Consider the following 24,492-nt stretch of genomic DNA (forward strand, 5'->3'; position numbering starts at 1 on the left):
CGCCGCACGGGCGTGGCGTGGACGCGAACTGCGCACGGGCAGACCTACGCTGGGGAGCATGGCACGCTCTCCTTTCACTCTAGTCGCGGCGGTCACGGCCGCTGTGCCCGGGGCGGAGGTCACGGGCGCTCGCGCTCTGACCGCGGACGGAGACGGGAGGTTCGACTCGGCCGTCGCGACGCTCGCCGACGGCAGCGAGCTCGTGATCCGGGTCGCCGCCGATGATGCCGCCGCGCTCGAGCTGGCCGAGGAGGCGCTCGCGCTGCGTGCACTGACGGCGGGCGCGCGGGAGATGCTGCCCTTCCGCGTGCCGAACGCGATGGGCGAGACCCGGGTGGGCGAAGCGCGCGCGCTGGTGACGGACCTCATGCCCGGTTTCCAGATCGAGGCCGCGCACATCCCGGCCGGACGAGGCGCGGCGCCGTCCGTCGGCGAGGCGATCGCCGCGGTGCACTCTCTTCCCCCATCGGTCGTGCGCTCGGCGGGTCTGAGCGTGCGCGATGCCGCCGCCGTGCGCGCAGAGACCGAGCAGCTTGTCGATCGCGCATCGGCGACGGGCCGGGTGCCAGCGCGTCTCAGTGCTCGCTGGCGCAGCGCGGTCGCCGATGAAAAGCTGTGGCACTTCGAGAGCGCCGTCACGCTCGGGGGCATCCAGGCGCTGTCCTTCCTCTTCGAGGACGACCCGCAGGACGGTCCGCAGGTGGTCGCGGTGCTGGGCTGGCGCGGTCTGACCGTCGGAGACCCGGCGGAGGATCTCGGCTGGCTGTCCGGCGCTCCGGATGCCGCATCCGACGTTCTCGCCGCCTATACCGCCGCATCGCAGCGCGCGGCCGATGACGCCCTGCAGGCGCGCGCACGGCTGCACGCCGAACTCGAGTTCGCCCGGTGGCTCGTGCACGGAGACGAGCTGCGCCGCCCCGACATCGTCGATGACGCAGCGGCGCTGCTGGAGTCGCTCAGCGACGGTCTGCGCAGCGAAGACCTGCGCGTGGCCGCGACCTACACCGGCGGGGTGGACTCGGCGCTCGACCTTCTCGACCGGGTGCCCGCCACCGCAGCGACCGAGATCGACACGTCGATGCAGACCGACGCGTACCGTCCGGAGGATCTCTGGCGCGACGACCAGGACGACCAGAACGACCAGGACGACCACGACGACCAGGACGACCAGGACGACGCTCATGCGGCATCCGGCGGCGGGATGTCCTCGGCCGAGGCGTCCTCCGATGGATCGCCGCCCACCGGCGGGATCGAGGGCGCAGCCCGGACCGGCTGGGACACACCCACGCAGGATCTCAGCGAGGTCAGCGGAGTCCGCGGGTCCTCCCGTGGCCCTTCCGGCTCGACCGCGACGGGTTCCAATTCGGAGACGGACGCAGACGACGGGTCTGCGGGCAGCGACCTCGATTCCGCAAATGAGGCTCAGCGGGCCGCTCGTGCCGCGCTCCAGCGCTGGACCAGATCCGACTCCGAGTAGATCCGGTCGTCGCGGATGACGAGATCGTCTGCGACGTAGAACAGCGCGACGTCGATGTCCTCCAACGGCACGCCGAAGCGGCGGTGGTAGGCCAGCCGGTAGAGGGCCAGCTGCAGCATCCGCTCTTCCCGCTCGGCAGCGGTGCGCGGTGCGCGCCCGGTCTTCCAGTCGACGATCTCGATGCGTCCGCCGCGGTCGTCGCGGCGGTAGACGGCGTCGAGCTTGCAGATGACGATGTGCCCGCCGCTGAACGCGAAGTCGATCTCGATCTCGACCGCGATCGGCTGCAGCGGCGCCCACTCGCTGTGCTCGAACACGGCACGCAGCTCGGCCAAAGCGCGCTCGTCGTCGTCTCTCGTGAGCGCCGTCGGCGCGGCCTCGCCCGGTTCGTCGTCCAGCTCCCACAGCGCGCTCTCGGCGGTCGAACTCGCCCCCACCAGGCCCGAGCGGTGCTCGACCCACGCGTGGAAGAGGGTGCCGACCCTCGTCTGCGTGTACGGGCGTTCGGGCATCGGCCGGCCGAGGTCACGCAGGGCGCCCCGGTAGTCGGTCACCCAGTCCTTGAACCGCGATGCCGGCACGCGAGTGGGCGCCTCGCCGACGACACCCTGCTGCCGCTCAGCCCGCTCGGCGAGCAGGCGCTGCAGCTGCGCCGTCGGCGCGGGCGCGGGCCCGGCGAGCGCGGCACGCGCGTCCTGCTCGGCCGAGGTGACCCGGCGACGGCGATCGCCGAGCGGATCCATCGGCCACGAGCGCGTCATGCCCGGCCCGTCATACGGGTTCTCGTCCGGGTCGACCTCGCCGATCGGCTCGAGTCCGAGCACCTCGATGGCCTCACGCAGGTAGGGGCTCGCCTGCCGAGGCCTCACCTGCCCCGCCCAGTGGGCGCCGGAGAGCAGCAGATCGCTGCGCGCGCGCGTGAACGCGACGTACGCCAGGCGGCGCTCCTCCTGCTGCTGATAGTCGCGGTACTCGTTCTTGAACCGGCGCAGCGCACCGCCGCTCGGGTGCGCCTTGGTCACCCCGGCCGCGAGCGCATCGAGCGCGGCCTTGTGCCGCTTCGCGGGCACGTCGCCGGCCGCATCCATCTCCGCCTGCGGGTCCCACCGGAAGACCGGCAGCGCGTCACGATCACCGCGGAGCACGAAGGGCACCACTCCGAACCCGAACCACCCCGCGGTGTCCTGCGGGCGCCCGGGCAGTTCTCCGTCGACGAGCCTGACCACCGCGACCGCGTCCCACTCCAGCCCCTTCGACCCGTGGATGGTGAGCAGCTGCACCACACCCGGCTCGGGCGGCTCCGGCCGCGGCATCAGCTCGTCGGTGCTCTCGGCCTTATCGAGCCAGGCGAGCAGACTGGCGATCGTGCCGCGGTCGTCGGCGCTGAGGAACGCCCGCACCTCGTCGGTGAAGGCGCGCAGCTGGGTGGCCGCGATGCGCGCGGGCCCCCTGGACTCGTTCGCGGCGAGCTCGATGTCCAGACGCAGTTCGAGCTCTATCAGGCGGATCAGCTCGGGGATCGGAAGTCCCGCCGCGCGCCGCAGCCGTTCGAGGATCTCCCCGGCCGTGCGCAGCCGGCGGCGCCCCTCGACGCTGATCGCGGAGATCAGCCGGTAGTCGTCGGGAGCCGCCCGGAGGAAGTCGACGGCGTCGACGATCGACACCGCCTCGTCCGCGCCGCGGGAGGAGCGCAGGCGCTCTCGCACCTCGTCGGCGAGCGGGGCGAGGTCGGCGTCACGCGACGCCAGCGCCGTGGCCAGGTCGTACAGCACCGCCATGTCGGCGACGCCGATCGCGAAGCGGGGGCCGACGAGCAGGCGGATGAGTGCGGAACCTGCTGTGGGGTCGTGGATCACCCGCAGCATCGAGACGACGTCCACCACCTCGGGAGTGGAGAGCAGCCCGCCGAGTCCGAGGATCCGGTGCGGGATGCCCTGGCGCGCCAGCGCGGCCGCGAACGTCTGCATGTGCCGCTTCGACCGGAACAGGATGGCTCCAGTGTGCGCGCGGTCCGGCTTCGACGCGGCGTGCTGACGACGACGCTCTGCGAACCACTCGGCGACCTGATCGGCCTCCTCATCGACCGTGTGCGGGAACCGGACCTCCACGTCGCCCGCACCGGCCCCCGGTCGCGGCTGCAGGGCGGGGACGTCGAGACCCGGTCTCACCAGCGGCGCGAGCACCCGGTTGGCGACATCGAGGATGCGCGTGTCGTTGCGCCAGCTGGTCATCAGGCTGTACGTGGTGGCCGGCTCATCCTGAGCGAAAGCGCGGCTGAACGCGTACAGGTTGTCTGCGCTCGCGCCACGCCACCCGTAGATGGACTGGTGCGGGTCGCCGACGGCCATCACCGCACTGTCGCGGAACAGCGCGGCCAGGAAGCGGGTCTGGATCACCGAGGTGTCCTGATACTCGTCGAGCAGCACGACCCGGTGCTGCTCGCGCAGGGCGGCCCGCACGTCGGGTGCGCTCTCGACGATGTCGAATGCGCCGCCGACCTGGTCGGCGAAGTCGAGCACGCCGCGGCGCTGCTTCTCGGCCATGTACTCGCGCACGAGTCGGGTGAGCACGGGGATGCTCCGCAGATTCAGCGCCGCCGTGTCGACATCGCGGTTGGTGCGGTAGGGCTCGAAGGCCGCGGCCTGCTCGGCTGCGATGCGCTCCACCGCGTCGAGATCGACGCGATGGTCGAGAACCTCCGCAGCGAGCCGCTGCACCGCGTCGATGACGCCGCCGAGGGATCGGTCGATCTCCTCGAGGTCCGGGATGTCGGCGCGCAGCACGACGGTGCGGGCGATCAGCCACGACGCGGACTGGCTCAGCATGGCGGCTTCGGGGTCGCGACCGATCCTCGCCGCGTGCTCACGCACGATGCCGTCGGCGAAGGCGTTGTAGGTCGACACCTTCGGACGGATCAGCAGGTCCTCCGCGGAGCGCGGGGTGCCCGGCTCCCATCCCGTGCCGAAGCGTTCGGCGAGCTCGTCGAGCACCTGCACGCGCACAGCGTCGCGTGGCGTCCCGGCGACGGCGGCGTGCACACGGCGCAGCGCGTCGGCGGCGACGATCCGCGGAAGGTGCGGCAGCAGCCCACGCCGGGCGAAATGATCGATCATCTCGAGCCGCGCGCCGATGCGCTCGGCGAGCTCGCCCGCCGCCTTCCTCGTGAAGGTGAGCCCGAGCACCTCGTCGGGGCGCACGTGTCCGTTCGCGACGAGCCAGACCACACGGCCCGACATCGTCTCGGTCTTGCCGCTTCCGGCTCCGGCGACGACGAGCGCCGGTGACGGCGGCGCCTCGATCACCCGCTGCTGCGCATCGGTGGGCACGGGCAGTCCGAGCGCGAGCGCGATGGTCTGGGCTGAGATCGGCTGCGTGCCGATGAGCGTCATGAGCTCACCGCCGGGACGGTGTGGATGCGGCACGGCGTGACGCGCACCTGGGTGTCGGCGCAGTGCGCCTCGACCTGTGCCGTGAAGCTGCTGGCGGCCATGCCACGACCGGCCGCCGTCACGCGCTGCAGGAAGGCTGCGCGGGCCTCGTCGCCGATCGTGTGCTGATGCGCGACGCGGTAGTCCGCCTTGCCCACCGTCTTCGACACGATGACCAGACGTGCCCCGGTGAGCGCTGCGGCAGGAGCGCCGTCGAGCAGGCCTTCCTGCACGGCGATCTGATAGGCCGCGAGCTGAGCGTGCTCGCGCACGTTCGCCTCGGTGTCGGGCTCGTACTTGCCGGTCTTCAGGTCGACGACCACGACCCTCTCCCCCGCCTCGCCGTCGCTCATCCGCTCCCATCTCTGCCCGCGCGCCGCTGCATGCTCGCCGGCGCCGGTCGGATACACCTCGACGCGGTCGATGATGCCGCTGATCAGCGCTCGCGGCCGCGGGTCCGCCTCCTCGGCGCTCTCGTCGGCTGCGAGCACGCCTCCGCGGTCCAGATCGACCGCGAACCGGAAGGGCACCTCCGCACCGACCACGCGCCCGCCGTCGCGAGCCACCTCGTGGAGGTACGAGCGCAGGCGCTCCACGTACAGATCCGCGCGCCGGCGCTCCTTGCGACCGATCCATGCGGTCTCGAAGTCCAGTTCGGGCCAGTGCTCGTCGACGATCGCCCGCATCGCATCCGGATCGCCGTCCGGAACCCTCTCCATCACCTCGTGCACGATCGTGCCGATCCCGGCTGAAGGAGGCATGACCGTGTCGCCGCCGAGTGCGGAGACGACCCAGTTGAGCCCGCACTCCTCGAACGCCTCGAGCCGTGACGGCGAGACGCGCACCGGCGCGAGCTGCAGATCGCGCAGCGGCGCCGTGCTCGAGGACGGGGTGATCCCGTACCAGTCGTCGACGTGGGCGCCCGGGACGCCCTCGTCCGCGAGGATGCGCAGCTGGCCGGCCGCGAACGCCCGCTCCGCGGGGTCGGCGGCGGTGGTCAGCGTCCGGCGGTGCCGCGCGACCAGGCCGCGCAGCGTCAGAGGGTGGGCGAAGCGCACCTCGTCCTCCTCCTCCGGCGGCGCGGCCGGGAGGAACGAGAAGAACGGGCTCGGCGTGAGATCGTCGTCGTCCACGGCGGAGACGACGAGTCGCGTGCGAGCCCGCGAGATCGCGCGCACGAACAGCCGCAGCTCGTCATGCAGCGCGGCTCTGCGCCGGTCGAGCACACCCGGCACCGTCTCGGGCTCACCCGAGCGCGCAGCAGAGACGGCCTCCGCCAGACGCCACGTCTCGAGCATCCCGCCGCGCAGGCGCACGTTCGGCCAGATGCCGTCCTGCACCCCGGCGACGACGACCGCCTCGAACTCCGCCCCCAGCGCGGTCGCCGGCGTGAGAAGCGTCACCAGCCCGGGTCGGTCGGGCGTCGAGAGAGTGTCCTCGGGCACCTCGCTGTCGAGGATGTCGCGGATGAATAGAGCCGGCTTCTCCTGCGGCGAGCGCTCGACGAAGCGCTTGGCGGCGTCGAAGAGGGCCACCAGGCTGTCGAGCGAGCGCGCGATCTCGGAGCCGCCGGGCTGATCCGCCGCGGCCCGCCATGCCGCCTGCAGGGAACCGCCGCCGACGGAGCGCGCGCGATCCCACACCGTCCAGAGCAGCTCGTGGATCGTGCGGCCGGCGGCGCCCTCGTCGTGCAGCATCCGCAGCGTCTCGGCGAAGCGCTGCGCGATGCGCGCCTCGGGCGCGTCGACGCGGTCGAACAGATGCGGGAACTGCATCGCCTCTCTGAGCAGCTCGCGCGCCGGCGTCGACCCGCCCTGCTCGAGCTCGACGTGACGCAGTCGCGCCCGCAGGCGGCGCAGACCGACCGCGTCGAGGCCCCCGAACGGCGAGGTCAGCGATTCGGAGAGCAGATCGGCCGCACGTTCGTCCGGCGGCGTCAGACCCAGCCGCACGATCTCGACGATCTCGCGCACGATGCCCTCGCTGCCCAGCGGCCGCGGCACACCCGCCGCCCTGGTCGGCACCTCTCGGGCCGCGAGCTCGGCTTCGAGCATGACGATCTGTCGCGTGTCGTGCGCGATGACGGCGATCCTGCTCCACGGGATGCCGTCGCTGAGGTGCCAGTCGCGCAGCACGCCAGCGATGCGGTCGATCTCCTCGTGAGGGGACGGCGCGATGAGCGTGCGCACACCCGTCCCGTCCGTCGCGTCCGGCGGGCGGCGGTGATCGACCCGGCCGGCGACGCCGATGGCCTGCGTGACCGTGCGCGTCAGCGCGGTCAGGGCGGGCGCCTGCCGGTGCGCGGTGTCGAGCACGCGCACGTCGCCGAGGATCTCGGCGAGCTCGGCGAACAGCTGCGCGCTGGCCCCACGGAACGCGCCCGAGGAGATGTCCGGATCGCCGAACGCGAGCACGGCGACCCCCCGCGAGCGCAGCGCCCTCACCAGGCGCACCCCGCCTCGGGTCAGCTCCTGCGCATCGTCGATGAGCACGACCCGCAGCCGGGCGAGCGGGCCGAGGGCGGCGGGCTCCGCCGCGTGCAGGATCGCCGTCGCCTCGGCGAGCAGCTCGGATACGTCGCGATGGGCCACGCGCATGCCGCCCATCACGTCGCGGTACTCGCCGAGGAAGTCGTCCGCCGCGCGCCACACCCCCCGCTCCGACGCCGCGAGATCGCCCGGACGGATGCCGAGCTCGGTGCACTCCGCGAGGAACGCGCGCAGCTCGGAGCGGAAGCCCTTCGACGCGCGCACCGCGGGGCTGAGCGAGTCGGGCCAGCGACGCACGTCGTCCTCCGCGTCGCCGGCGAGCAGATCGGCGAGGATGCGGTCCTGGTCGGCTCCGGTCAGCAGGGCGGGCGGCTCGTGCCCCTCGTGCACCATCGCGCCGCGCACGAGCTGGAAGGCGAACGAGCCGAGCGAGCGCGCGAGTGGGCCCGGTGTCGCCTGGTCGACGAGCACGCCGACGCGGTCGCGCAGCGCCGTGGCGGCCTGCCTGCTGGGAGTGAGCACCAGCACCTCGTCGGCGGAGACGCCGGTGGCGAGCAGGTGCACCACGCGATCAATCAGGGCGGCCGTCTTGCCGGTGCCCGGAGCGCCGATGATGACGCCGGATGCCGTGGCGTCGGCGTGCACGACGGCGAGCTGAGCGGCATCGGGGATCATGCTCTCCACGCTATCGCCGCCCGCCGACACCCGGCTCAGCGGCGAGGCGCGCGCGGGCTGTGCGCCCAGGGCGAAATCGGCCCGCGCCGCCGAACCGGCGCGATCGCCACCGGGTAGAGTTGCCGATGTTCGCCCAACCTGAGGAGATCGCGTGGAAATCCGCATCGGCATCATCAACACCGGCCGTGAGCTGAGCTTCGAGACGACCAGCACCGCTGACGAGGTGCGCACCCAGGTGACCTCGGCTCTCGAGCAGAACGCCAGCCACATCAGCCTGACCGATGCCAAGGGCAGCTCGTACATCGTGCCGACCGCGAACCTCGCCTACATCGAGCTGGGCACCGAGGAGTCCCGCCGCGTCGGCTTCGTCGCCTGACGTGTACATCCTGCTCGCGCTCATCGCCGCGTGCTCGCTGGGCGTCGCCCTGCACTTCCTGATGCCGCGTCGCGACCTGCGCGGGGTCGCGGTCACCCCGGCGATCGCGACCGCCACCGCCGCCGCCGTCTACACGATCATGCAGTGGAGCGGCATCGGCGAGGGCGACGTGTGGCTGTGGGTCGCGAGCATCGGGGCGGGCATCCTGCTCGCCGCAGCGGCCACCGCGGCGATCACCGCCCGGCGGACCCGCCACGACGCTCTCGAGAAGCAGGCGCTCGGCATCTGACTCCGGATGGATGCTATGAGGCGAGCCCCATGGCATCCATCCGCCGTGCGTGCGCGCCCATCAGCTCGGTGTACACCGGCTCGATCCGCTGATCGTCGGCGACGAGTCGGTCGGGTCGCAGCGCGTCACGGCAGACGAGCAGGGTGTCGCCGACGAGACGGCGCCCCCACATCGACAGCAGCGAGCGCCACTCGTCGTCGCTCTCGATGGTCTGCTGGATGATCGAGACGATCTCCTCGCCGCGATCGTCCTGGCGCAGGATCGCGGCGACCCGCTCGCCGGTCTCGCCGTAGCTGGAGGCGAGCGCGAGGTAGAAGTCGTCGAGCATCCCGGCGGTCAGGTACACCGCGAGCAGCGTCTCCTCCTGCCGCTCGCCGATCGTCTTGCGGCGGAACTCGTCGAGGTTCTCCCGGAACGGGAGCATGACCTGGGTCGGGTCGTCGCCGCGCTCGGCGATCACCTCGACGATGGCGCGATGCTTGTCGAGGGCGGCGCCGGCGGCGCGCGAGAGCGCCTCCTTGCGGGCGAGCTCCTGCGTGCCGCGGATGCCGCGGCTGAGCGTCTCGAAGTAGCCCAGCTGCAGGTAGGCGGCCTGCCCGAGGAACCGGTTCAGCTCGGGAGCGAGCTCGGCGAAGTCCACGCGGGTGGTGTCGCCCGCCTCCCCACGACTGCGCAGTCTCAAGGGGCGCCGCTGCGGCTTGCGCTTCCAGAACCAGTTGACCACCCGCCCAGACTACTGGGCCGGGGGCCGTCCTCCGGTAGGCTTGTCCCGTCCTGCCATCGGAGCAGGGCCCCGCGCCTGTGGCATGCACTGAGACGGCGTGGATCCATGACGAGGCGCCGCGCTCACGCCGCGCACGCGCCGGACAGGCAAGAGAACAACGTGACTTCATTCGCCGATCTGGGAATCGATCAGGACATCATCGACGCGCTGGCCGCGAAGGGGATCGTCGATGCGTTCCCCATCCAGGAGCAGACCATCCCCCTCGGCCTTCCCGGCCAGGACATCATCGGCCAGGCCAAGACCGGCACGGGCAAGACCTTCGGCTTCGGCATCCCCGTGGTGCAGCGCCTCGGTCCGGACCCCGCGCCGGGTGTCAAGGCGCTCATCGTGGTGCCCACTCGGGAGCTGGCCGTGCAGGTGTACGAGGACATCGATCTGCTCACCTCGAACCGCTCCACCAGCGTCGTGGCGATCTACGGCGGCAAGGCCTACGAGGGTCAGATCGACCAGCTGAAGGCAGGCGCCCAGATCGTGGTCGGCACGCCGGGTCGCCTCATCGACCTGGCGAACCAGCGTCTGCTCGACCTGTCGAACGCGACCGAGGTCGTGCTCGACGAGGCCGACAAGATGCTAGACCTCGGCTTCCTCGCCGACATCGAGAAGATCTTCTCGAAGGTGCCGGCCGTGCGCCACACGCAGCTGTTCTCGGCGACCATGCCCGGCCCGATCGTGGCGCTCGCGCGCAGGTTCATGTCGAACCCGATCCACATCCGCGCCAACGACCCCGACGAGGGGCTGACGCAGGCCAACATCAAGCACATCGTCTACCGCGCGCACTCGCTTGACAAGGACGAGATCATTGCCCGCATCCTGCAGGCCGAGGGTCGCGGAAAGACGGTGATCTTCACCCGCACCAAGCGCGCCGCGCAGAAGCTGGTCGACGAGCTCGGCGACCGCGGCTTCAACGTCGGCGGTGTGCACGGCGACATGGGCCAGGAGCAGCGCGAGCGCTCGATGGCCGCGTTCAAGGCGGGCAAGCGCGATGTCCTGGTCGCCACGGACGTCGCCGCCCGCGGCATCGACGTCGACGACGTCACGCACGTGATCAACCACACCATCCCCGACGAGGAGAAGACCTACCTGCACCGCGCCGGCCGTACGGGGCGCGCGGGCAAGACCGGTATCGCGGTCACCTTCGTCGACTGGGAGGACCTGCACAAGTGGGCCCTCATCAACCGAGCACTCGAGTTCGGGCAGCCCGAGCCCGTCGAGACGTACTCGTCGAGCCCGCACCTGTTCGAGGACCTCGACATCCCGGCGGGCACGAAGGGGCGTCTGGTGACGGCGCCGAAGGCCGAGAAGCCGGCGTCCGAGCGCCGTCAGCGTCAGCCGCAGAAGGCCGCGGATGCCGCTGCCGAGGGCTCCGACGAGGGCACCACGCGTCGCCGTCGCCGCCGCCGCCGCGGCTCGGGCGAGGACAAGGTGGGCTCGACCTTCGTCGAGGGCGCCGAGCAGCCGGCATCCGGACACTCCGACTCGAACGACACCGCCGGACGCGAGGCCGACGGCGCCGGCACGCACGACGGCGACGCCACCCGCGAGCACCGCGACGGCAAGCCGGCGCCGCAGCGCCGGCGTCGCCGCCGCCGCAGCGGCGGTGCCGCGCCCAGCGGCGCCTGACGCGCTGCGCTGACCGAGGCCTCTCCTGCACGGCAGGAGGGGCCTCGATCGCGTGACGGCCCGGGTCAGGGCGTGCGCGGTCGCGTGCCGGTCGCGCGCTCGATGATGCGCGTCACCATCTCGTCGGCCGTGGTGTTCTCGCCCGGGCGGTTCGGCTTGCCTGCTCCGTGGTAGTCGCTGGATCCGGTGACGATGAGGTCGTGCCGGGCGGCGATGTCGCGCAGCAGCCGCTTGCCGTCGGCGGTGTTCTCGCGGTGATCGATCTCGAAGCCGGCGAGACCCTCGCCGATGAGCCGCTCGATGTACGACAGGGGCATCATCCGGTCGCGCCCGGCGGTGACGGGGTGCGCGATGACGGCCACTCCCCCGGCGCGCGTGATCAGTCGCACCGCCGTCAGCGGGTCGGGCGCGTAGTGCGGCTCGTAGTAGCCCTCGCGCGGATGCAGGATGCCGTCGAACGCCTCGCTGCGGTCTCGCACGATCCCCCGGGCGACGAGGGCGTCGGCGATGTGCGGGCGGCCCACCGTGGCATCCGGCGTCGTCTGCTCCAGCACGTCGTCCCACACGAGCTCGTAGTCGCGGCCGATGCTGCGCACGATCCGCTCGGCGCGGCCGACCCGGTCGCTGCGGATGCGGTCGGTCTCGGCGACGAGATCGGGGTCGTCGGGGTCGAAGAGGTAGCCGAGCACGTGCACGCTGCGCCACTCGTGCTTGGCCGAGAACTCCATCCCGGGCAGGAACGTCATGCCGAGCGCGACGGCGGCGTCGCCCGCCTCCCGCCAGCCGGTGGTGCGGTCGTGGTCGGTGAGGGCGGCGGTGCGGATGCCGTGGGCGTGCGCCTGACGCATCACCTCCGCGGGCGGTTCGGTGCCGTCGGAGTGGTTGGAGTGCAGATGCAGGTCGCTCGGTCCCCGGAAGCGGGCGGAGGGGCCTGTGGTCATCCTCCGAGAGTACCGCCAGCGCCGTCACAGCCGTCTCCCCTAGGCTTTCGGGCGATGCTACGACTCGTCGGAATACTCCTCACGGTGCTGTTCGCCATCGCGACGGCGATTCTGGTCTGGCCGCAGTTCTTCCAGCTCGAGCTGACGTTCCCGATCGCGCAGATCGTCGCGTCCCGCGCGGCCGCGGCGGTCGGCCTGCTGGTCGTCGCCGTCCTCGCCGCGCTGCTGCTCTTCGCGCGGCCGCTGCGCGGGTTCGCCGCCTCGATCCTCATCGTCGCGCTGATCGGCGCCGGATCCATCGGCGCCATCGGCGCCGTCCGCGGCTACGGCGCGCCGTCGCTGCCGGACAAGACCGACGGCGCCGTGCGGGTGCTGAGCTGGAACACCGCCGGCGCCGCGGTGTCTGCTGAGACGATCGCCGGCGTCATCGCAGACCAGCAGGCGGATGTCGTCGCGCTGCCCGAGACCTCCGAGGAGGTGGGCGAGCAGATCGCCATCATGATGCGCGAGGCCGGCAGGCCGATGTGGGTGCACCACGTGAACATCCGCCCCGACGTGCCCGACGGGCCGCAGGCGTGGCAGACCACGATCCTCATCTCGGTCGATCTCGGCGAGTACTCGGTGATCGATTCGTCGCGTGACGGGTCGAGCAACACCGGCTCCGTGCCCAGTGCCGTGGCGATGCCGGTCGACGGCACGGGTCCGACGATCGTCGCGGTGCACGCCGTCGCTCCCCGCCAGGACGCCATGGCGCAGTGGCGGTCGGACCTGGAGTGGATCGCCGACCAGTGCCCGGAGGGCGAGTTCATCCTCGCCGGCGATTTCAACGCGACCCTCGACCACATGGCGTCGTTCGGCGTCGACGGCGGCACGATGGGCCGCTGCGTCGACGCCGCGGCGAGCACCGGCAACGGCATGGTCGGCACCTGGCCCGCGAAGCTTCCGCGGCTGGTCGGAGCGCCGATCGACCACATCATGTCCAGCCCGCAGTGGAAGGCGACCGGGTCGGTCGTCCTCGAGGACTCGGGCGGCAGCGACCACCGCGCAGTCGTCGCTCAGCTGGAACGCGCGAGCCGGTAACCGCCGGGGCGGGCATCCGTCGCCGGTGACAGAATGGATGCATGACCAGCGCAGACAACGACGCCGCCGTCGAGACCCCCGCCGAGCCCGTCGCCGAAGAGAAGAACCCCCGCAAGCAGCCGTTCCCGCGCGGGTTCCTCGAGACGATCTCCGAGGGATGGGCCGAGCGTCCGGAGTCGTTGCCTGCTGCGCGCGCTCAGGCGCCGTTCGCGGCAGCGCGTCGTGCGAAGGTGTCTCAGGCCTTCCCCGGCAAGCGGCTGGTGGTTCCGGCCGGGTCGTTCAAGCAGCGCAGCAACGACACCGATTACCCGTTCCGCGCGCACTCGGCCTTCGTGCACCTGACCGGGTGGGCGAACGAGTCCGAGCCCGACTCGCTGCTCGTGTTCGAGCCGACCGACGCCGGGCACGAGGTCACGCTCTACTTCCGCGAGCGCGCCGACCGCACCACCAGCGAGTTCTACTCGGATGCCACCATCGGCGAGTTCTGGATCGGCCCGCGTCCGTCGCTCGCCGGCGTCGCCGCCGACCTCGACCTCGCGACCGCGCACGTCGACACGTTCGTCGCCGGAGACGACGACCTCGTCGTCGATGCGGACGACGAGCTGACCCGCTTCGTCTCGGAGCTGCGTCTGGTGAAGGACGAGTACGAGATCGCCGAGATGCGTCACGCGGTCGCCGTCACGGCATCCGGATTCGACGACATCATCCGCGACTTCGACCGCGCCGTGGCGCACCCCCGCGGCGAGCGCATCGTCGAGGGCGTCTTCCACCAGCGCGCGCGCAGCGACGGCCACTGGGAGGGCTACGACACGATCGCCGCGTCCGGCCACCACGCCTGCTACCTGCACTGGACCCGCAACGACGGCGCCGTGGTGCCGGGGGATCTGATCCTGATCGACGCGGGCGTCGAGGTCGACAGTCAGTACACCGCCGACATCACGCGCACCCTGCCGGTGAACGGCAGGTTCTCCGAGGTGCAGCGCCGGGTGTACGAGGTCGTGCTCGAGGCCGCCGACGCCGCGTTCGCGGCCGCGAAGCCCGGCGTGCGGTTCCGCAGCGTGCACGAGGCGGCGATGGAGGTCATCGCGAAGCGCACCGCCGAGTGGGGCGTGCTTCCGGTCACCGCCGACGAGGCTCTGGACGCGGACAACGGCGGGCAGCACCGCCGCTACATGGTGCACGGCACCTCGCACCACCTCGGCATCGACGTGCACGACTGCGCGCAGGCCAGGCGCGAGATGTACTACGACGGTGTGCTCGAGGAGGGCATGGTGTTCACCATTGAACCCGGCCTGTACTTCCAGATCGACGACCTTACGGTGCCCGAGGAGCTGCGCGGCATCGGCGTGCGCATCGAGGACGACATCCTGATGACCGCCGACGGCGCCGTGAACCTGTCGGCCGACATCCCCCGCACGGTGGACGATGTCGAGGCGTGGATCGCGCGGCTGAAGGGCTGACCACGCAGGGCGGCATCGCGGCTCAGGCGCGTGCGACCTCGTCGATGAACGCCATCACCAGTGGCGCCAGGCCCGCGCCGACGACGTCGGCGGGGCGCTTGGCGCCCTTCACCTCGAACGAATGACCCCCACCGTCGATCCACGCGATCCGGGCATCCTGACAAGACGCCACGGCCTCCTCCAACTGCGACAGCGGCTGCACGAACGGGTCGTTCGTGCCCTCCACGAACAGCTGCGGTGGACGCACCGCAGGCAGGTGCTCGGTGCGGGGCTTGTCGGGCTTGCCGGGTGGATGCAGCGGATAGCCGAGGTACACGAGCCCGTCGACCTCGAGCCCTTCGGCGACCGCCATCGACGCCATGCGGCCGCCGTACGACTTGCCGCACGCCCACACGCGTGCATCCGGCCGCTCGGCGCGGATGCGCGCCACCACAGCCCGCCAGGTCAGCACAGCGTGCGCGGCGGGACCGGGCATCCGCCGCCCCGCCTCGAGGTAGGGGAAGTTGAACCGCACCGTCGTGAAGCCCTCGCCGCGCAGCGCCGCCGCGAACCCGAGCAGGAACGGATGATCCATCCCCGCCCCGGCGCCGTGCGCGATCGCCACCACGCCGCGCGACTCGCCCTCAGGCGCCTCCCACGCGGTCGACACCGCGACCGGCCCTGCCGGCAGCTCGACCTCGACCAGCATCAGGCGCTCCTCGCGAACGGAACCCGCACGATCTCCCCGCGGCGTGCCCGGCGCAGCCCGAGCAGGACGACCACCACGTGCACGACGCACACCACGAGATAGAGCGCGAGAGGGATGCCCTGCGGGAAGAACCCGGATGCCTCAGCGCTGGGCTGCGTCATCCGCACCAACCCGATCACGAGCTGTGCGAGCAGCAGCAGCGTCGAGGAGACGAGGAACACCCGACCCCACGATCGCGCCGCCGCCGCGTTCTGCTTCGCGAGAGGTCCCTGCCGCGACAGCGGACCGTAGGCGGCGATCATGCCGCCGCCTGCGGCGATGGGGCCGAGGATCGGGATGGGAAGCAGCGCGAGCAGGCCCATCGCCCAGGCCGACGCGCCCGTCGCCGTCCGCCCCGGCTCGCTCATCGCGGTTCGGTCGGCTTCGGCGCCTCACCGTCGATGCCCGGCTCGGGGCCGGACGCCGGGCCCATGGCAGGAGTCGCGGGGATCCCGGATGCCCCGGCGCCCGGTGCGCCACCGGCGCCCGGAAGCGGAGGCCGGGGCGGAACGACCGGCCCGACATCCGGATCGGACGCGGGCTGGGCGGCCGGATCCTGTGCAGGATCCGCGCCAGGGGCGGGGTCCGCGCCAGGAGCGGGATCCGCGCCAGGGGCGGGATCCGCGCCGGGAGCAGGGGGTGCCGGCGTCGGGGCGGGCGTCGGCTGTCCCGCCGGCGGAACCCGCTCGCCGTAGCGCGGCGGCTCGCTGAGATCGACGGGAGGACGCACCGTCTGCGGCCGCTCGGGTCCGACGACGCCGCGCGCCTTCGTCAGCGACGCCGGCTGCACCCGTACCTCGTAGTGCTCGGCGAGCATCTGCATCATGCTCGCGAAGTCGCGGCGCCGACGCACGATCGAATACGTCACCAGGCTCATGATCATGCCGAGCGCGACGCCGATGAGCAGGAACCCGAGGAAGAGCGAGATCGGGGCGTCGGGTGTGCCGAACAGCATGATCGCCGACAGCAGCAGGCCGATGAGGACGCCGTTGGTGGCACCCGACCTCGCGGCAGCCGCGTAGCCGAGCTTGCCGGTGACCCTCTCGACAGTGCGCACGCCCTCCCCCACGATGGCGATGTCGCGCGCCGGCACCTCGCCGGCGATCAGCTTCGACACGATCTTCTGGGCGGCCTCGTAGTCCTTCGTCGAGGCGATCACCTCGCCGAGGTCGGTGCCGTTTCCCGGTCGATTCAGCATGCTCATCCGGCCATTGTCCCATCGACGGCGATGAGCCGTCACCCGCCCGGCCGACAGCCTGCTCGCGGGCTACGCTGGAGCGGTGAGCACACAACGGGTCTTCGTCGCACGTCTGGCTGGTTGCGCCGTGTTCGATCCCGTAGGCGATCGTCTCGGCAAGGTCCGCGATGTCGTCATCGTGTACCGCAAGACGGCCTCTCCGCGCGTGATCGGCCTGGTGGTCGAGATCCCCGGGCGCCGCCAGGTCTTCCTCTCCATCGGACGCGTCACCTCCATCCGGTCGGGCCAGGTCATCAGCACCGGCCTGATCAACGTGCGCCGCTTCCAGCCGCGCCCCGGCGAGGTGCGCGTCGTCGCCGAGTTCCTCGGGCGGCGGGTGAGCCTCACCGACGGCGGCGGCACGGCCGTCGTCGAGGACGTCGCGATCGAGCAGGATCGCCACGGCGAGTGGGGAATCACCCAGCTGTTCTTGCGCAAGGCGAAGACCAGCGCCTCGCCGTTCGCCAAGGGCCCCACCACCTTCGCCGCGTGGAACGAGGTCGCCGAGCTGCGCAAGCCCGGCGAGGCGCAGTCGGCCGAGCAGCTGGTCGCCACGTATTCCGAACTGCACGCCGCCGACCTCGCCACCACCCTGCTCGACCTGCCCCAGGAACGCCGCATCGAGGTGGCCGAGGAGCTGCCAGACGAGCGCCTCGCAGACGCGCTCGAGGAGATGCCGGAGGACGACCAGGTCGGCATCCTCGACCGTCTCGGCGACGAGCGCGCGGCGGACATCCTCGACGAGATGGAGCCCGACGACGCGGCCGACCTGCTCGCCCAGCTGCCCCCGGAGCGCCTCGAGCATCTGCTGAAGCTCATGGATCCCGAGGAGGCGGAGGACGTCAGGATGCTGCTGCGCTACGGCGCAGACACCGCCGGCGGTCTGATGACCCCCGAGCCGATCATCCTGTCGGCGGACGCGACCGTCGCGGAGGCGCTCGCCCTGATCCGTCGTCACGAGCTGCACCCCGCGCTCGCGGCCGCCGTCTTCGTCACGCTGCCGCCGTTCGAGACTCCCACCGGCCGCCTGCTCGGTGTCGTGCACTTCCAGAAGATGCTGCGCTACCCGCCGCACGAGCGACTCGGCGCGATCCTCGACGACTCCGTCGAGCCGGTCGCCGTCACCGCCTCGGCCGCCGAGGTCGCACGCATGCTCGCGAGCTACGACCTGGTCTCGCTGCCGGTGATCGACAGCGCGCATCGGCTGGTCGGCGCGATCAGCGTCGACGACGTGCTCGACTATCTGCTGCCCGACGACTGGCGCACCCATGACGCGGACGAGCCGACGGCGGGCGCCCGATGATGGCCCGCCCCACGCGCACCCCGCGCCTCGACACCCCGGGCACCCGCGGCGCCACGCGCGCCCAGGCGCCGTCGCGCGACCGGTTCGGCCGGTTCACCGAGTGGGTCGCCCGGGCGATGGGCACCCCGACCTTCCTCACGATCCTCACGCTGTTCTGCGCGCTCTGGATCGGCTACACCATGCTGGCCGAGCAGAACGGCTGGTGGCGCTTCGACTCCGCCGCCCTGGGCTTCACCGCCCTGACGCTGATCCTGTCGCTGCAGGCCTCGTACGCGGCGCCCCTGATCCTGCTCGCGCAGAACCGTCAGGACGACCGCGACCGGGTGCAGATCGAGCAGGACCGCCAGCGCGCCGAGCGCAACCTGGCCGACACCGAGTACCTGGCCCGGGAGATCGTCGCGCTGCGCATGGCGCTCGAGGAGCGTTCGAACCAGCAGATCACCCGCGACGTGCTGCGCCAGGAGCTGAAGGCACTGCTCGCCGACCTGAACGACGACGAGAGCGCATCCGAGACCGGTCATGACGCTCGCTGAGCGGGTGCGTACGGCCGTCGCCGCTGTCACCGATCCCGAGCTGCGTCGACCGATCGGCGACCTCGACATGGTGCGCGACATCGCCGTGGACGGTTCGACGGCCCGGGTCGGGATCGTGCTCACGATCGTCGGATGCCCTGCCGCTCAGCGCATCGAGCAGGATGTGCGGGATGCCGCCGCCTCCGTCGCCGGCATCGACGAGGTGACCGTCGACGTCGGCGTGATGACCCCCGACGAGCGCCGCGCGCTCACCGAGAAGCTACGCGAGGGTCGCCCCGCGCGGCAGATGCCGTTCGGACCGGACTCGCTCACCCGAGTGATCCTCGTCTCCAGCGGCAAGGGCGGCGTCGGCAAGTCGACCGTCACCGCGAACCTCGCCGTCGCGCTCGCACAGCGTGGACTGCGGGTGGGTCTGGTCGACGCCGACGTGCACGGCTTCTCGATCCCGGGTCTGCTCGGCATCGCCCCGGGCACGCAGCCCACGCGCATCGACGATCTCATGCTGCCGCCGGTGGCACACGACGTGAAGACCGTGTCGATCGGCATGTTCCTGCGCGACGGCGAGGCCGTGGTCGCCTGGCGCGGGCCGATGCTGCACCGCACCGTGCAGCAGTTCCTCACCGACGTGTTCTTCGGCGACCTGGACGTGCTGCTGATCGACATGCCGCCCGGCACCGGAGACATCGCGATCTCGATCGGGCAGATCCTGCCGCACGCCGAGGTGCTCGTCGTCACCACGCCGCAGCCGGCCGCAGCGGACGTCGCGATCCGCAGCGGGCTCGTCGCCAGGCAGACCGGTCAGCGGGTCATCGGGGTGATCGAGAACATGGCGGCGTTCGCCCTGCCCGACGGCACCGTGCTCGATCTGTTCGGCGAGGGCGGCGGCGCCGAGGTGGCGAGGGCGCTCAGCGCCGACGGTGAGAACGTGCCTCTGCTGGCATCCGTTCCGCTCAGTCCGGCGCTGCGCCGCGGCGGGGATCAGGGTCTGCCGGTCGTGCTCGGCGAACCTGACGACATCGCCGCGCGCACCATCGCCGGGCTCGCCGAACGGCTCGCCCACCGCGGCCGCGGGCTCGCCGGTCGCACCCTGCCGCTGCGACTGCGCTGAGCCGTCCCAGCCTGGGCGTCGACTCGGCGCGCGGCCGGTCAGGTGGCTTCGACGTCGAAGGGCGGCGGAGTCTGCCGCGAGAAGTACATGCGAGTCATGCGCGGCCGCACCGGGGCGACCGGATCGGTGGCGACGGCGGTCGGCGCGGACACCGGCTTCGCGTCGAACTCGGGCTCTTCGAAGAGCGCATCCCGGATGATGCGACGAGGGTCGTACTGGCGAGGGTCGAGCTTGCGCCAGTCGACCTCGTCGATCTCAGGCCCGAGCTCGTCGCGCATCCGGCTCTTCGTCTCGCGCAGGTACTCGCCCGCGCGACGGACGAACTTCGCGAACGTCTCGGCCGCCTTCGGCAGTCGTTCAGGGCCGATGATGATGACAGCGACAAGGCCGATCAGCAGCAGCTTGTCGAAGGTCAACCCCAGTTCCATCCCCCCAGGCTACCCGCCGCGCCTCCCGTTGTGATCCGGCCCAGCCGCTTACGCTGGTCATCACAAGCTTTTCCGAGGAGAGACCATGAGCGAGCACGACGCGAACGCCCGATTCGCGCGCGAGACCATCGTGGAACCCGCCGCGATCGCCCGTGCGCGCGCCCACGCACTGGAGCTCGGAGCCGCACCGATCAGTCCGGCCGTCGGCGCGCAGGTCGCCGTGCTCGCCGCCGCGACCGCGGCCCGGTCGATCGTCGAGATCGGCACCGGCGCGGGCGTCTCCGCCCTGTGGCTGCTGCGCGGCGCGCCCCAGGCGGTGCTCACCACGATCGACAACGAGCCCGAGCACCTGGCTGCCGCCCGGCAGGCCTTCGCAGACGCGCGGATCCCCGCCGCGCGCGGCCGGTTCATCACCGGCCGCGCCGCCGACGTGCTGCCGCGCATGAACGAGGGCGCGTACGACATCGTCTTCATCGACGCCGACGCCGAGAACGTCATCGAATACGTCGAGCACGGTCTGCGGCTGGTGCGCACCGGCGGCCTCGTGCTCGTGCCGCGGGTGCTGCACGGCGGGCGGGTGGCCGATCCCGTGCAGCGGGATGCCGTGACGACCGCCTACCGCTCGCTGGTGCAGGAGACCCAGGAGTCGCAGGCCGTGCTGGCCGCGCTCTCCACCGTGGGAGAAGGGCTGCTGCAGCTGACCCGCATCGCCGAATAGGCGCCACTGTCGTCCGGGACGCAGAAGAGGGGCGGTGGATCCGAAGATCCACCGCCCCTCTCGCCAGCAGGTCAGGCGCTCACGACGGCTGCCAGCACGTCGTGAAGCTCCTTCGCCTCGGCGTCGTTCACGGAGACGACCAGTCGGCCGCCGCCCTCGAGCGGAACCCGCACGATGATGAGTCGCCCCTCCTTCACGGCCTCCATCGGTCCGTCGCCGGTCCTCGGCTTCATCGCTGCCATCGTGGCACCCTTTCCCTCGGTGGTATGCGTCAAGTTTATCGGTAGCCTCACAGGTTCGGTGTTACCCGCGTCACATCCTGATCACGGCACCTGCCAGTACGTCTGCGCGAGCCCGTACATCGCGTGGATCCACAGCCACTGCAGCAGCAGGCAGACCAGAAGAGTCGCCCAGCGATACACGCGCGAGCGCGGAACGGCGAGCGCTCCGGCGAACGGGGTGAGCGGGAACAGCAGCCGGAAGGTGCTCGACTGGGGGAAGAACACCGCGAGCAGGTAGAGCAGGTAGCTGGCCCCCCACAGCCGGATGTCGACGCCCAGCCGCCGCACGCTGCGCGCGCGCAGCAGGGCGTACGCCGCCGCGATCACCAGGAGCGCCAGGACCACCCAGCCGGCCCACGCCGGCATCCCCCATTGCGTCGCCCAGAACTCGGCCCCGCGCACGAAGCCGTCGAACGGCACGAACGCGGCGCTCGGCTCGGCGAGCCAGTTGCGCCGCCACGACAGCTCCGTCTTGAGATACGCGCCGGCATCGCCCGTGACCGCGGCGGCGATGACCTGCCACGAGAAGCCGACCGCGGTGGTCAGCGCACCGAGCGCGACGATGTGCACGACGTCCCTGGCGGGCAGCGGGTCTCGGTGCCGGGCCGTCCAGCGGGCGATGCCGTGCAGGCCGAGGAACAGCGCGAACGCCAGGACGCCGGGTCTGGTGAAGCCCATCACCGGGATCACGAGGTACAACCAGCCATAGCGGTGCCGGGATGCCAGGTCGAGCGCGACGAGCAGCAGCAGCACGAACAGGCTCTCCGCGTACCCCACCTGGAAGAGAGCGGCGAGCGGGCCGCAGGCGAAGAACGCGACGGCCCACTGCGCGGCCGTCGTGCCGATCCGCGGCCGCAGGAGCCTGTGCAGGGCCAGGCACGCGAGGTATCCGGCGACGAGCGAGACCAGCAGCGCGCCCACTCCCCAGTCGCCGATTCCGACGATCTGCGACAGGTAGGCGTACACCGGCATGAACGCCCATGCGTTCTCGGTCACCTGGCCGGCGTCGTTCACCGGAAGCGCCGTCGGGTAGCCGAAGACGGCAACGCTCCAGTACCACTGCGCATCCCAGCCGAGCACGTAGTCGGCCAGTGTCGGCTGGGCGCCGAAGCGCGAGCCGAAGCTCGATCCGGCTGCGGCGAGCGCGAAGAAGCCGGTGGTCACCAGCCGCGAGAGCACGTAGACCACCGCGATCCGCGCGGTGACCGGCGTCCGGATCCAGCCGCGCAGCGCCCGGGTCAGACCCCGCTGAGCCACGTGCGCAGCCCGCGTTCGACGTCCTCGATCTGCGACACGGGCACGCGCTCCTCGTCATGGTGCGCCAGGTGCGGGTCGCCCGGGCCGTAGTTGACGGCGGGCACCCCCATCGCCGAGAAGCGCGCGACGTCGGTCCAACCGTACTTGGCGTGCGCCTCCCCGCCCACCGCGGCCATGAACTGCTGCGCGATCGGCGCGTCCAGACCCGGGCGGGCGCCGCCCGCGGCGTCGAGGATCTCGACCTCGAAGCCCGCGAAGGCCGAGCGCACGTGCGCCTCGGCGTCGGCCACGCTCTTGCTCGGGGCGAAGCGGTAGTTCACCTCCACCTCGCACAGATCGGGGATGACGTTGCCCGCGACCCCGCCCCGGATGCTCACGGCGTTGAGGCCCTCCCGGTATCCGAGCCCCTCCACCGTCACCTCACGCGCACGGTACTCTGCCAGACGCGCCAGGATCGGAGCCGCGGCGTGTATCGCGTTCTCGCCGATCCACGATCGGGCGCTGTGCGCGCGCACGCCGTGTACGCGCACGACGGCCCGCAGTGTGCCGTTGCAGCCCCCTTCGACGCGTCCGTCGGACGGCTCGCCGAGGATGGCGAAGTCGGCCGCGAAGAGGTCGGGACGCGCCTGGGCGAGAAGATTCAGCCCGTTCAGCGCGGCGTCGACCTCTTCGTTGTCGTACCACATCCAGGTGATGTCGACCGCGGGCGCGGTGAGCTCGGCGGCCAGTTTCAGCTGCACGGCGACGCCGGCCTTCATGTCGACGGTGCCGCGACCCCACAGGTAAGGCACCCCGTCGATCTCGACGTCGCGGGTGGGCACGTTGTCGTTGATCGGCACCGTGTCGATGTGACCGGCGATCACCACGCGCTGCGCACGGCCCAGGTCGGTGCGGGCCACCACTGTGTTCCCGTGCCGGGTGACCTCGAGATGCCCGTGAGCGCGGACGGCCGCCTCGATCTCGTCGGCGAGACGCGCCTCACCCCCCGACACGCTGGGGATGTCGCAGATGGTGCGGGTGAGGTCCAGGGAGCTTGCGGTCAGATCGAGCGCCATGCCTTCAGCCTAGCCACGTCGTCATATCCGACCGCGCACCGGCTGGGAGCCGTACCGTAGACGCATGAGCACTGCGCGCACGCTATGGGGTGTCGGCCTCAGCACGATCGCATCCGACGGCACCGTCCTCGACGCCTGGTACCCCGAGCTGGGGCTGGGCGCCCAGGAGTCCGACGACGCTGAGACGGCCGCATCCACCTGGGGCGCTTTCGAGGATGACGACGAGCGCCGCGGCGTGACCGTCGAGCTCGTGCAGCTGAGCGTCGATCCGGATGCGCCGGTCGCGTCGACCCCGGACGCCTACCTGCGCCTGCATGCGCTGTCGCATCTGCTGGTGCGCCCGAACGAGATCAGCCTCGACGGCATCTTCGCTCATCTGCCGAACGTCGCCTGGACCAACGCCGGCCCCATGCTCCCGGCGGACGCCGCCCGCCTGCGGCCGGTGCTGCAGCGCAACGGCATCCAGGTGCAGGGACTCGACAAGTTCCCTCGTCTGACCGACTATGTGCAGCCCGCGGGCGTGCGCATCGCCGACGCCTCGCGGGTGCGTCTCGGCGCGCACCTCGCCCCCGGCACCACCGTGATGCACGAGGGCTTCGTGAACTTCAACGCGGGCACTCTCGGCGCATCGATGGTGGAGGGCCGGATTTCGCAGGGTGTCGTCGTGGGCGACGGCAGCGACATCGGCGGCGGCGCGTCGATCATGGGCACGCTCTCGGGGGGCGGTCAGCATCGGGTGTCGATCGGCTCGCGCACCCTGCTGGGCGCGAACGCCGGCATCGGCATCTCGCTGGGCGATGACTGCGTCGTCGAGGCGGGCCTGTACATCACCGCGGGCACCAAGGTCGTCATCGTGGGCGCGCCCGGGGATCCCGAGGGCGAACGCCGGACGATCAAGGCGGCTGAGCTTTCGGGCCGAAGCGGACTGCTGTACCGGCGCAATTCGCTGAGCGGGGCGGTCGAGGTCGTGCCCCGCTCGGGCCACGGCGTGACGCTGAACGAGATGCTGCACGCCTGACCGGCCCTCCCCGGCCGCCCCTCCCCGACCGCGAAACTTCTGTTCCAGCACGAAACAGCTCGCCGTGAGCGACGTCTCATGCTGGAAGGCAAGTCTCGCGGGGTGGGCCGGCTGATCGACGGGTCGGCGGGTCGACGGCGATCGTCCAGGCTCGACCGCTCGGCGACTGTTAGGGTTGACGGTGACGCCCCTCGCGAAGCGAGACGTC

The 24,492-nt window shown here is 71.5% G+C and carries 22 protein-coding genes; 11 read left to right on the plus strand and 11 right to left on the minus strand.

Features of this window, described 5'->3' with window-relative positions:
* Positions 1-58: 58 nt before the first annotated feature.
* A complete protein-coding gene (locus V2S04_RS04830) occupies positions 59-1,477 on the plus strand; it encodes a phosphotransferase (RefSeq protein WP_413637319.1) in 1,419 nt (472 codons plus the stop codon).
* On the opposite strand, the gene V2S04_RS04835 is transcribed toward V2S04_RS04830, so the two are convergent.
* Positions 1,423-4,866: an ATP-dependent helicase gene (locus tag V2S04_RS04835; RefSeq protein ID WP_413637320.1), complete on the minus strand. Its 3,444-nt coding sequence runs from the start codon at positions 4,864-4,866 to the stop codon at positions 1,423-1,425. The two genes, V2S04_RS04830 and V2S04_RS04835, sit on opposite strands and share 55 nt — an antisense overlap.
* On the minus strand, positions 4,863-8,069 hold the full coding sequence (locus V2S04_RS04840) for an ATP-dependent helicase (RefSeq protein WP_413637321.1): 3,207 nt from the start codon (positions 8,067-8,069) through the stop codon (positions 4,863-4,865). Before V2S04_RS04840 ends, V2S04_RS04835 begins: the two co-directional genes overlap by 4 nt.
* A 151-nt stretch (positions 8,070-8,220) precedes the next feature.
* Between V2S04_RS04840 and V2S04_RS04845 the strand changes: the two genes are divergently transcribed.
* Both V2S04_RS04845 and V2S04_RS04850 read left to right on the plus strand, forming a co-directional pair.
* Positions 8,221-8,445 (plus strand): DUF3107 domain-containing protein, encoded by a 225-nt coding sequence (locus V2S04_RS04845; RefSeq protein WP_099196152.1) that lies wholly within the window; start codon positions 8,221-8,223, stop codon positions 8,443-8,445.
* Between the two features lies 1 nt (position 8,446).
* Positions 8,447-8,734: a hypothetical protein gene (locus V2S04_RS04850; RefSeq protein WP_413637322.1), complete on the plus strand. Its 288-nt coding sequence runs from the start codon at positions 8,447-8,449 to the stop codon at positions 8,732-8,734.
* A gap of 13 nt (positions 8,735-8,747) precedes the next feature.
* Here V2S04_RS04850 and V2S04_RS04855 read toward each other — a convergent pair whose 3' ends face one another.
* Positions 8,748-9,458 (minus strand): ferritin-like fold-containing protein, encoded by a 711-nt coding sequence (locus tag V2S04_RS04855; protein WP_099196150.1) that lies wholly within the window; start codon positions 9,456-9,458, stop codon positions 8,748-8,750.
* Between the two features lie 159 nt (positions 9,459-9,617).
* On the opposite strand from V2S04_RS04855, the gene V2S04_RS04860 reads away from it, so the two are divergent.
* Positions 9,618-11,138, plus strand: coding sequence for a DEAD/DEAH box helicase (locus V2S04_RS04860; RefSeq protein WP_413637323.1), 1,521 nt, complete (start codon positions 9,618-9,620; stop codon positions 11,136-11,138).
* Positions 11,139-11,203: 65 nt separating this feature from the next.
* Here V2S04_RS04860 and V2S04_RS04865 read toward each other — a convergent pair whose 3' ends face one another.
* Positions 11,204-12,079, minus strand: a complete 876-nt coding sequence (locus V2S04_RS04865; protein ID WP_099196149.1) for a PHP domain-containing protein — start codon at positions 12,077-12,079, stop codon at positions 11,204-11,206.
* Between the two features lie 84 nt (positions 12,080-12,163).
* Between V2S04_RS04865 and V2S04_RS04870 the strand changes: the two genes are divergently transcribed.
* On the plus strand, positions 12,164-13,159 hold the full coding sequence (locus tag V2S04_RS04870; RefSeq protein WP_413637324.1) for an endonuclease/exonuclease/phosphatase family protein: 996 nt from the start codon (positions 12,164-12,166) through the stop codon (positions 13,157-13,159).
* A gap of 41 nt (positions 13,160-13,200) precedes the next feature.
* Entirely contained in the window at positions 13,201-14,619 is a 1,419-nt protein-coding gene (locus V2S04_RS04875) for an aminopeptidase P family protein (protein ID WP_413637325.1), read from the plus strand.
* Between the two features lie 22 nt (positions 14,620-14,641).
* Here the strand turns inward: V2S04_RS04875 and V2S04_RS04880 are convergent, their stop codons facing one another.
* From V2S04_RS04880 to V2S04_RS04890, 3 genes are read right to left on the minus strand one after another with little or no spacing between them, the layout of a single operon-like run.
* Positions 14,642-15,307 carry an alpha/beta family hydrolase gene (locus V2S04_RS04880; protein ID WP_413637326.1) on the minus strand — a complete coding sequence of 222 codons (666 nt, stop codon included), beginning with the start codon at positions 15,305-15,307 and terminating at the stop codon, positions 14,642-14,644.
* Positions 15,307-15,714 carry a hypothetical protein gene (locus tag V2S04_RS04885; RefSeq protein ID WP_413637327.1) on the minus strand — a complete coding sequence of 136 codons (408 nt, stop codon included), beginning with the start codon at positions 15,712-15,714 and terminating at the stop codon, positions 15,307-15,309. The genes V2S04_RS04880 and V2S04_RS04885 overlap by 1 nt, the downstream gene beginning before the upstream one ends.
* A complete protein-coding gene (locus V2S04_RS04890) occupies positions 15,711-16,550 on the minus strand; it encodes a general stress protein (protein WP_413637328.1) in 840 nt (279 codons plus the stop codon). The genes V2S04_RS04885 and V2S04_RS04890 overlap by 4 nt, the downstream gene beginning before the upstream one ends.
* A gap of 76 nt (positions 16,551-16,626) precedes the next feature.
* Between V2S04_RS04890 and V2S04_RS04895 the strand changes: the two genes are divergently transcribed.
* From V2S04_RS04895 to V2S04_RS04905, 3 genes are read left to right on the plus strand one after another with little or no spacing between them, the layout of a single operon-like run.
* The gene (locus tag V2S04_RS04895) at positions 16,627-17,886 is read left to right on the plus strand and encodes a magnesium transporter (protein ID WP_413637329.1); all 1,260 of its coding nucleotides are present in this window, start codon (positions 16,627-16,629) and stop codon (positions 17,884-17,886) included.
* Positions 17,886-18,419, plus strand: a complete 534-nt coding sequence (locus V2S04_RS04900; RefSeq protein WP_099196932.1) for a DUF1003 domain-containing protein — start codon at positions 17,886-17,888, stop codon at positions 18,417-18,419. The genes V2S04_RS04895 and V2S04_RS04900 overlap by 1 nt, the downstream gene beginning before the upstream one ends.
* Positions 18,406-19,527, plus strand: a complete 1,122-nt coding sequence (locus V2S04_RS04905) for an Mrp/NBP35 family ATP-binding protein (RefSeq protein ID WP_413637330.1) — start codon at positions 18,406-18,408, stop codon at positions 19,525-19,527. Before V2S04_RS04900 ends, V2S04_RS04905 begins: the two co-directional genes overlap by 14 nt.
* A gap of 38 nt (positions 19,528-19,565) precedes the next feature.
* Here the strand turns inward: V2S04_RS04905 and V2S04_RS04910 are convergent, their stop codons facing one another.
* On the minus strand, positions 19,566-19,955 hold the full coding sequence (locus V2S04_RS04910) for a twin-arginine translocase TatA/TatE family subunit (protein ID WP_413637331.1): 390 nt from the start codon (positions 19,953-19,955) through the stop codon (positions 19,566-19,568).
* An 85-nt stretch (positions 19,956-20,040) separates the two neighbouring features.
* Between V2S04_RS04910 and V2S04_RS04915 the strand changes: the two genes are divergently transcribed.
* On the plus strand, positions 20,041-20,673 hold the full coding sequence (locus V2S04_RS04915) for an O-methyltransferase (protein ID WP_099197009.1): 633 nt from the start codon (positions 20,041-20,043) through the stop codon (positions 20,671-20,673).
* 71 nt (positions 20,674-20,744) lie between these two features.
* Here the strand turns inward: V2S04_RS04915 and V2S04_RS04920 are convergent, their stop codons facing one another.
* From V2S04_RS04920 to dapE, 3 genes are all read right to left on the minus strand, one after another.
* Positions 20,745-20,915 (minus strand): DUF3117 domain-containing protein, encoded by a 171-nt coding sequence (locus V2S04_RS04920; RefSeq protein ID WP_099197008.1) that lies wholly within the window; start codon positions 20,913-20,915, stop codon positions 20,745-20,747.
* Positions 20,916-20,996: 81 nt separating this feature from the next.
* Positions 20,997-22,211 (minus strand): hypothetical protein, encoded by a 1,215-nt coding sequence (locus V2S04_RS04925; RefSeq protein ID WP_413637332.1) that lies wholly within the window; start codon positions 22,209-22,211, stop codon positions 20,997-20,999.
* Positions 22,193-23,266: a succinyl-diaminopimelate desuccinylase gene (dapE, locus tag V2S04_RS04930; RefSeq protein WP_413637333.1), complete on the minus strand. Its 1,074-nt coding sequence runs from the start codon at positions 23,264-23,266 to the stop codon at positions 22,193-22,195. Before dapE ends, V2S04_RS04925 begins: the two co-directional genes overlap by 19 nt.
* Before the next feature lie 64 nt (positions 23,267-23,330).
* On the opposite strand from dapE, the gene dapD reads away from it, so the two are divergent.
* On the plus strand, positions 23,331-24,284 hold the full coding sequence (dapD, locus tag V2S04_RS04935; protein WP_413637334.1) for a 2,3,4,5-tetrahydropyridine-2,6-dicarboxylate N-succinyltransferase: 954 nt from the start codon (positions 23,331-23,333) through the stop codon (positions 24,282-24,284).
* Positions 24,285-24,492 lie beyond the last annotated feature (208 nt).

The sequence above is a fragment of the Microbacterium sp. OR21 genome (assembly GCF_047306785.1).
GTDB lineage: Bacteria > Actinomycetota > Actinomycetes > Actinomycetales > Microbacteriaceae > Microbacterium > Microbacterium esteraromaticum_E.

What these genes read in the sequence shown, in the direction of transcription:
- V2S04_RS04830 (WP_413637319.1), top strand. Translation starts at nt 59, where the DNA reads ATGGCACGCTCTCCTTTCACTCTAGTCGCGGCGGTCACGGCCGCTGTG.
- V2S04_RS04835 (WP_413637320.1), bottom strand. Translation starts at nt 4,866, where the DNA reads ATGACGCTCATCGGCACGCAGCCGATCTCAGCCCAGACCATCGCGCTC.
- V2S04_RS04840 (WP_413637321.1), bottom strand. Translation starts at nt 8,069, where the DNA reads ATGATCCCCGATGCCGCTCAGCTCGCCGTCGTGCACGCCGACGCCACG.
- V2S04_RS04865 (WP_099196149.1), bottom strand. Translation starts at nt 12,079, where the DNA reads ATGACCACAGGCCCCTCCGCCCGCTTCCGGGGACCGAGCGACCTGCAT.
- V2S04_RS04875 (WP_413637325.1), top strand. Translation starts at nt 13,201, where the DNA reads ATGACCAGCGCAGACAACGACGCCGCCGTCGAGACCCCCGCCGAGCCC.
- V2S04_RS04880 (WP_413637326.1), bottom strand. Translation starts at nt 15,307, where the DNA reads ATGCTGGTCGAGGTCGAGCTGCCGGCAGGGCCGGTCGCGGTGTCGACC.
- V2S04_RS04885 (WP_413637327.1), bottom strand. Translation starts at nt 15,714, where the DNA reads ATGAGCGAGCCGGGGCGGACGGCGACGGGCGCGTCGGCCTGGGCGATG.
- V2S04_RS04890 (WP_413637328.1), bottom strand. Translation starts at nt 16,550, where the DNA reads ATGAGCATGCTGAATCGACCGGGAAACGGCACCGACCTCGGCGAGGTG.
- V2S04_RS04900 (WP_099196932.1), top strand. Translation starts at nt 17,886, where the DNA reads ATGGCCCGCCCCACGCGCACCCCGCGCCTCGACACCCCGGGCACCCGC.
- V2S04_RS04905 (WP_413637330.1), top strand. Translation starts at nt 18,406, where the DNA reads ATGACGCTCGCTGAGCGGGTGCGTACGGCCGTCGCCGCTGTCACCGAT.
- V2S04_RS04910 (WP_413637331.1), bottom strand. Translation starts at nt 19,955, where the DNA reads ATGGAACTGGGGTTGACCTTCGACAAGCTGCTGCTGATCGGCCTTGTC.
- V2S04_RS04915 (WP_099197009.1), top strand. Translation starts at nt 20,041, where the DNA reads ATGAGCGAGCACGACGCGAACGCCCGATTCGCGCGCGAGACCATCGTG.
- V2S04_RS04920 (WP_099197008.1), bottom strand. Translation starts at nt 20,915, where the DNA reads ATGGCAGCGATGAAGCCGAGGACCGGCGACGGACCGATGGAGGCCGTG.
- dapE (WP_413637333.1), bottom strand. Translation starts at nt 23,266, where the DNA reads ATGGCGCTCGATCTGACCGCAAGCTCCCTGGACCTCACCCGCACCATC.
- dapD (WP_413637334.1), top strand. Translation starts at nt 23,331, where the DNA reads ATGAGCACTGCGCGCACGCTATGGGGTGTCGGCCTCAGCACGATCGCA.